5 protein-coding genes and 2 rRNA genes are annotated in these 6,842 nt (G+C 38.7%); 6 read left to right on the top strand and 1 reads right to left on the bottom strand.

Annotated elements, in window-relative coordinates:
• The 5 genes from DL897_RS18530 to DL897_RS17775 all read left to right on the top strand — a co-directional run.
• Positions 1-122, top strand: a 16S ribosomal RNA gene (locus tag DL897_RS18530); the annotation flags it as partial.
• 335 nt (positions 123-457) lie between these two features.
• On the top strand, positions 458-1,240 hold the full coding sequence (locus DL897_RS17790) for a carbon-nitrogen family hydrolase (protein ID WP_113660457.1): 783 nt from the start codon (positions 458-460) through the stop codon (positions 1,238-1,240).
• Between the two features lie 372 nt (positions 1,241-1,612).
• On the top strand, positions 1,613-2,506 hold the full coding sequence (locus DL897_RS17785) for a TIGR01777 family oxidoreductase (RefSeq protein WP_113660456.1): 894 nt from the start codon (positions 1,613-1,615) through the stop codon (positions 2,504-2,506).
• 90 nt (positions 2,507-2,596) lie between these two features.
• Positions 2,597-3,739: an anhydro-N-acetylmuramic acid kinase AnmK gene (gene anmK, locus DL897_RS17780; RefSeq protein ID WP_276308609.1), complete on the top strand. Its 1,143-nt coding sequence runs from the start codon at positions 2,597-2,599 to the stop codon at positions 3,737-3,739.
• 303 nt (positions 3,740-4,042) lie between these two features.
• Positions 4,043-4,996 carry a threonine ammonia-lyase gene (locus DL897_RS17775; protein ID WP_113660455.1) on the top strand — a complete coding sequence of 318 codons (954 nt, stop codon included), beginning with the start codon at positions 4,043-4,045 and terminating at the stop codon, positions 4,994-4,996.
• A 58-nt stretch (positions 4,997-5,054) separates the two neighbouring features.
• Here the strand turns inward: DL897_RS17775 and DL897_RS17770 are convergent, their stop codons facing one another.
• The gene (locus DL897_RS17770) at positions 5,055-5,897 is read right to left on the bottom strand and encodes a hypothetical protein (RefSeq protein ID WP_113660454.1); all 843 of its coding nucleotides are present in this window, start codon (positions 5,895-5,897) and stop codon (positions 5,055-5,057) included.
• Positions 5,898-6,690: 793 nt separating this feature from the next.
• On the opposite strand from DL897_RS17770, the gene DL897_RS18525 reads away from it, so the two are divergent.
• Positions 6,691-6,842, top strand: a 23S ribosomal RNA gene (locus tag DL897_RS18525); the annotation flags it as partial.

Raw genomic sequence — 6,842 nt, 5'->3', positions numbered from 1 at the left:
CACAAAGTACTACTTTGCGGGGAACCCCGGGAAGGACCCAGCCGCCGAAGGTGGGGCAGATGATTGGGGTGAAGTCGTAACAAGGTATCCCTACCGGAAGGTGGGGATGGATCACCTCCTTTCTACGGAGTATCTTTATCGATACAAATTTTTGAATCGAAACCTCTCGGGTCATGTTCTCACCTTTAGTTTTCAAGGAATACAAAGATGAAAAACTCCTATTCTCTAAAATGAGGATAGGAGTTTTTTTCATTCGAAAACTCTTTATTAGTGTGGTTTTTTAGAAAACAGATATGTAGGAAAGATATTTTTAAGAGGTTTATCTATTTGGTTTTCGATATAATAGATCATGCGAACATCGAGAGTGAAAACAAATGACTGGATTATTAATAAAGTCTTCTTTTGTCGTTAAGTTAATCGATACCATATAAAATCCTTTTAATCGGGGTGGATTATTATGAAAATAGCTATTTGTCAAATGAATATTATTCAAGGGAACATAGATTATAATCTTCGAAATGCAGAGGAGATGATCGATGAGGCTGTACGTAATCAAGCACAAGTCGTTGTCTTACCAGAAATGTGGAAGAGTGGGTACGATTTTGCACGTTTACAAGAGCATGTAGAATCTATCGATGGCCCTACCCGTTCTTTTCTCTCGCAAAAAGCAAAAGAACATGCGATTTGGTTGATAGGAGGTTCTTATACCATGGAACAAGAGGGGCAAGTATATAATACTTCCCTAACTTTTAATCGCCAGGGAGAACTTGTTAATGTATATAGTAAACTTCATTTAATTGGTTTAATGAATGAAGATCAATATCTAGCTAGGGGAAGAGAATATACAACCTTTGATCTAAATGGTCATTTGGCTTCTGTCATCATTTGCTATGATCTAAGATTTCCTGAACTCATTCGTACATATGCAGTGGAAGGTGCATCCATCCTATTCGTTCCAGCTGAATGGCCGGTTCAACGTGAAGAGCATTGGCTTGCTTTATTACGCGCAAGAGCGATTGAAAATCAGATGTATGTTGTTGGGGCTAATATGGCTGGACAAAACGAAAATGATCACTTTAATGGTCGTTCTATCGTGTTTGACCCATGGGGGGATGTGGTTTGTGAAGCAGGGACAGAACCAACCATTCTATACGCAGAAGTGGATTTAGGATTGGTTGAATCTGTACGTAAAGCAATGCCTGTTTTTCGAGATCGTGTACCTAACTTATATCGTTTATAAAGAAAAGGAAATAGATGGTTTATAGAGTGGATATGTGATATCCTAATTTCTTTCGAGGTTGCCCTCTTAATCAGCCGCTCATCGCTTCCCCACTCACTCCCGCTAAAGGTTTGGCGCAAAAGTCGATCCTACACAAAAACGATTCGCGGCTATCTAGGAATGATCTAGGTTTTGGTTCCAATTATGCAACATGCTCTCCTTTAATTAATGAATTATAGATACTGACTCCGAAAGGTTTTGATACTCTTTGGAAGTCAGCACTTTAGAATAGGTTCAGTGTTTTTAAAGGGGAGGTTTTGTTATAATAGTCTAAAAATACTAATAGTAGTGAGGGATATTATTTTATAAATAAACTTGAATCGAGGGAACACCATGAAAATTGCTATTACAGGAGCAACTGGTTTTATTGGCAATGAACTAAGTAAATATTTGATGGAAAAAGGTCACGAAGTTATTGCTATTTCACGTATGCAAGCTTTTCCTAAACTTGAAGCAACAGCTTTCTTTACTTGGGATCACATAGAGAAGAATCCAGTAGCACTAAATGGTATTGATGCAATTATTAGTTTAGCTGGTGAATCCATTAACCAACGTTGGACAAGAACTGCAAAACAAAGAATTCTGCAGTCGAGGCTAAGTGTTGCCAAGAAGCTAGCAAAGATCGTAGAACAACTTTCACAAAAGCCAAAAGTATTAATTAATGCTTCTGGAATGTCGATTTATGGAACCTCCGAAACCAAAGCTTTTGATGAGAATAGTCCAGCAAATATCACAGACTTTTTGGCAAGTGTGGTTGAAAAATGGGAAGAAGCCATTGATCAGATTCCGACTGCCCGAATAATTAAACTACGTATTGGAGTTGTACTAGGAAATCAGGGAGGAGCTTATCCTAAAATGATTCTCCCATATAAGCTCGGTGTAGGTGGCAAAGTGGGAAGTGGGCGTCAGTGGATTTCTTGGGTTCATATCAAGGATATGATTCGCTTAATCGAGTTTTGTTTGAATCATGAACAAATCACAGGGCCGGTTAATGGAACGGCCCCTTATCCAGTGACGAATGATCAATTTGGGCGTACCGTTGCACAAGTATTACAGCGCCCGCATTGGATGCCAGTTCCAGCTTGGATGATGAAAATTCTCTTTGGAGAATTATCAGTACTCTTATTAGAAGGACAAAAAGTGATTCCACAAAAGTTGTTGAGTCAGGGTTTTCAGTTTCATTTTGCGACGATCGAAGAAGCAATTCGGGATTTATCAGGGAAATAATATAGAAGATCTTGATCCAATAGCTGTTTATTGTTTGTGATAGCTTTGTATGGAATTATATATAGTTAAATAGAGAAGGGAGGCAGCAAAGTGCCATGGGCAGTTGGATTAATGTCAGGTACTTCCTTAGATGGTATTGATGCTGTACTGGTAGAGATTAACGGGAATGCGTTTACAACTAAACTACAACTCCATGAGTTTATCACATGGCCGATACCTGAAGAGATTAAGCTCGAAATACAAGACTGTTTTTCTATAGAACGATCTTCTGTCCAATTGATTACCAGTTTGAACTTTAAGATGGGATATTTATTTGCAGAGGCAGTGAAGCAAGTTTGTAATCAAGCGAGAATTCCACTAACACAACTCGACTTTATCGCATCCCATGGGCAAACCGTCTTTCACATTCCCACCTCTTTTAACCGATATACAAGGTCAACATTACAACTGGGCGAACCTGCCGTAATCGCCTATGAAACACGTACTCAAGTTGTCTCTAACTTTCGGACGATGGATATGGCTGCTGGTGGCGAAGGAGCTCCTTTGGTCCCCTATTCTGAGTTTTTACTCTACCGTTCAAATAGGGGACGGATTATCCAAAATATCGGGGGAATTGCTAATGCAACCGTTATAAAAGCGGATGCGAACCTAGAGGATGTGATCGCCTTTGATACAGGACCCGGAAATATGATCATTGATGAAATGTGTAAGCGATATACCGGAAAGTCATATGATACAGATGGTCAGTTAGCAACCAAAGGAAAAGTACAACCCCAACTTCTTGATGAATGTATGCAACATCCTTTTATTAGACAGCCACCACCTAAATCAACTGGCAGAGAAATGTTTGGCAGTGAATATGTATTGTCTCTCTTGAATCAATGGCGTCATTTGTCTATTGAAGACCTACTGGCAACGATGACCATGTTTACCGCAAGATCCATCGTAGATAACTATAAAAGATTTATTTTCCCAACCTACTCCATCCAAGAAGTGATTCTAGGTGGGGGTGGAGCGTATAATGCAACATTAGTCAAGATGATCAAACAGCTTTTACCTAATCAGCAGGTGTTAACACAAGAAGACTTAGGATTTTCTTCAGCAGCGAAAGAAGCGATCGCAATGGTGATTTTGGCAAATGAAACATTACATGGACAACCATCCAATGTAATCGGAGCAACAGGTGCCAAACGCCCAGTGATACTTGGAAATATCACACCTGTTCCTTTTTAGGTATGGTGCAAAGAAGACTGCTGAATGAATCGGAGCAGTCTTCTTTTTTAACCTTTTTATTTTACCTTCTTGGAAGTTGGAGATCATTTGCCTTATTAAGATCAGGTAACATCACATCCAAAATAATTAAGTTGTATCTTTCTTTTTCCACGGAAGTATTCCATGACTGATTAGTCCACAACTACTAAAATAATTTGTGTTTCAAAATATAAGGCTTAGAAAATATATAAATAAATTTCATTTATTTAGAAGTCCTTTGTAACTGGGACGTTTTGATTTTTTGCGATAAAAGGGGGAGCCGTTATGGATTTTCAGCTTGTGAAGGAAGCCTATCAGCATTTATACGGCGTTGTAAATAAAACACCGATTATCACTTCCCGAACGCTTAATCAATTGACAGGGCGGGAAGTTTTTTTAAAATGTGAAAATTTCCAGCGCGGTGGATCTTTTAAAATCCGGGGAGCATATAATACGATTCGCCAACTTTCCGAAGAGGAGAGACAGCACGGGGTCATAGCCTTTTCTTCGGGAAATCATGCACAAGGAGTTGCCATAGCGGCGAGATTAATTCAAGTCAAAGCGGTCATTTGTATGCCGCAAGATGCCCCTGTTGTTAAAAAACAGGCCGTACAGCATTACGGGGCTGAAGTGTTATTCTATGATCGTCAGACAGAAGACCGGACTTTATTTACAGAGAAAATAGCAGAGGAACGGAACCTTACCTTGATTCCTCCATATGATCATCCTTCGGTCATTGCTGGTGCTGGAACCGTTGCTTACGAAATTCTAGCTGAACAACCTGAACTTGATTGCATGATGACACCAGTTGGCGGTGGTGGTTTGATATCGGGAACCAGTATTACTGCTCATGGATTCAACCCAAAGATTATGATTTATGGGGTCGAGCCGGAGCAGGCGGATGATACGAGACAGTCTTTACAGCTTGGTAAACGAGTGATGATTGCACCACCAAGTACCATCGCTGATGGGCTTCGTTTACAAAGTCCTGGAGAGCTTACTTTCCCCATTGTTCAACAACATGTAACGGATATTTTAACCGTTTCTGAAGCTGAGATATTACAAGCTGTAAAGTTTGCCCTACTACGGTTAAAGTTGGTGATTGAGCCATCAGGAGCTGTTCCTCTGGCTGCGATCTTATTTAATAAATTACCGAAAAAATATAAACGGGTGGGCCTTGTGATTAGTGGAGGAAATATTGATCCACCAGTACTCACATCTGTGATGGAACAGAAATGAATGGGTATAGCTTTACTAACCAAAAACTCCCCCTAGTAGTTATGGAGGAGTTTTTGGTTTAGATAGATAAATTCTCTAAATCATGAACAACCGAATTCGACCAAACTCCGCATTTACTCAATAGCCGGATTTCTTCAAGAGGGATGCCTAATTGATGAAGTTGAAATAATAGAGGCTTAACTTTTTCCATAAAAAGGGGTCTCTCAATACGATTAGGCATGGTTTCGCGATAGGCTAACTTATACTGAGCCTGTAGTTTTTGTAAAATCCTTTGGGCGACAAGATCGGTTTCTTGCTCACGTTTTTTTCTTTTTTGAAGTTCCTCTTTTTCTTGAGCCATTTGTTTATAGGCGAGCTCTTTTCCTAATTCAAATAAGATTTTACTATTCATTGGAGATACTTTTTCGATTAGTTCAAAGGATAATGTATATAATAGATCATAGAAAATCTGCTCATCGTTAATGGTCGTGATGATTTGATCAAGTTGCTCATATGGAAGAGAGGAAAACATCTCGATGATCAAATCTTCAAGCAGACCTGAGATCCAAGTGAAAGTTAGCTCTTCTAATTCTTCCGAATAAGTTACATGGTGAAACCCGCATCCACTCAGAAAAGTAGCTAACGTATGGCCATTATACTCTTCTATAAAATCTTGTAGTTGAGGATAGTCATTTAAATCGAATGATTGGTTTGTGTTGATAAGCTGTCCAGAATAATCCCATGGCGGATCATGCTTATGAGAAACCATGTATTTGGATTGGGTAGAAAGAGTGTATGCAAACCACTTTGCCACTTGATTTACATAGTTAAAAAAATCGATATCTGCTTGATTTACCAAAGCTGAATCTATCATCTTTGTGTTGATAGATATTCCATTGATATGGATGAAATCCGCTTTCACGCTATTCACCTCTTGTTTATTAATATAGTTCATTTTTTTACAAATATAGGATATTCCCTGCTTAGGTGGTACCAATATATTAGAAATTAATTTTGTGAAAAAGGGTTTTTATTATGGTAATCTCTCCGTAGAATATTTATTTAGTGGAGCTCTTATAAGCTTCATGAAGCTCTTTCTTCTATGAGTATTTAAATGATTGATTTCAATTTATAGAGGCTCTTTATTTAGTAGGATAGGAAGCAAAACATATTTTGATTGACAAGATAAAATAAACTTTTCTATTGAATCTATGATCATTATAGAACTTATGTTCTTGTAAAGCAATTTTCATTTTGATAGATAAAAAGATATGAAACGATCAATTTGCTTACGAACGAAGATAGGAAATATGGTTATATCTATATCAATAACCCGAGTCGTATACTTATAGTACAGCATGTTGCATCATTTGATTGAAAATCTAGATCATATCTAGAGGAAGTCGTTAATCATTTTTGTGTAGAATCGACTTGCTCCAAACTTTTAGCGGGAGTGAATGGGGAGCGATGAGCGGCTGATTAAGAGGGCACCTCTATTCGTATTAAAAAAAGAAGAAATACTAGCTTAATAGAAAAAATATCTAAGAAAAATAGCAAAAAAGGGTTGCATTTAATAGCTTGGCATGATATATTATTACATGTCGCTGCTATGACAGCGAACAACAGAAACGCACCTTGAAAATTAGATAAGGAAATGATAGTCAAGGGAAAAACATTCACCGAGAGTGAGTACCTTAAAATATTAGGCTTAGGTAGGTTAAGCTAGTAAGGGCACACGGAGGATGCCTTGGCGCCAGGAGCCGATGAAGGACGGGACGAACACCGATATGCTTCGGGGAGCTGTAAGTGAGCTTTGATCCGGAGATTTCCGAATGGGGCAACCCACCAGTCTGAAGGACTGGTACCT

The sequence above is a fragment of the Thermoflavimicrobium daqui genome, from assembly GCF_003313465.1.
Taxonomy (GTDB): Bacteria; Bacillota; Bacilli; order Thermoactinomycetales; family Thermoactinomycetaceae; genus Thermoflavimicrobium; species Thermoflavimicrobium daqui.
The sequence above is the reverse complement of the archived record's forward strand: the minus strand, read 5'-3'. Positions and strand labels throughout refer to the sequence as shown.

Coding starts and splice junctions, on each gene's coding strand:
- DL897_RS17775 (WP_113660455.1), top strand. CDS start 4,043: ATGGATTTTCAGCTTGTGAAGGAAGCCTATCAGCATTTATACGGCGTT.
- DL897_RS17790 (WP_113660457.1), top strand. CDS start 458: ATGAAAATAGCTATTTGTCAAATGAATATTATTCAAGGGAACATAGAT.
- DL897_RS17785 (WP_113660456.1), top strand. CDS start 1,613: ATGAAAATTGCTATTACAGGAGCAACTGGTTTTATTGGCAATGAACTA.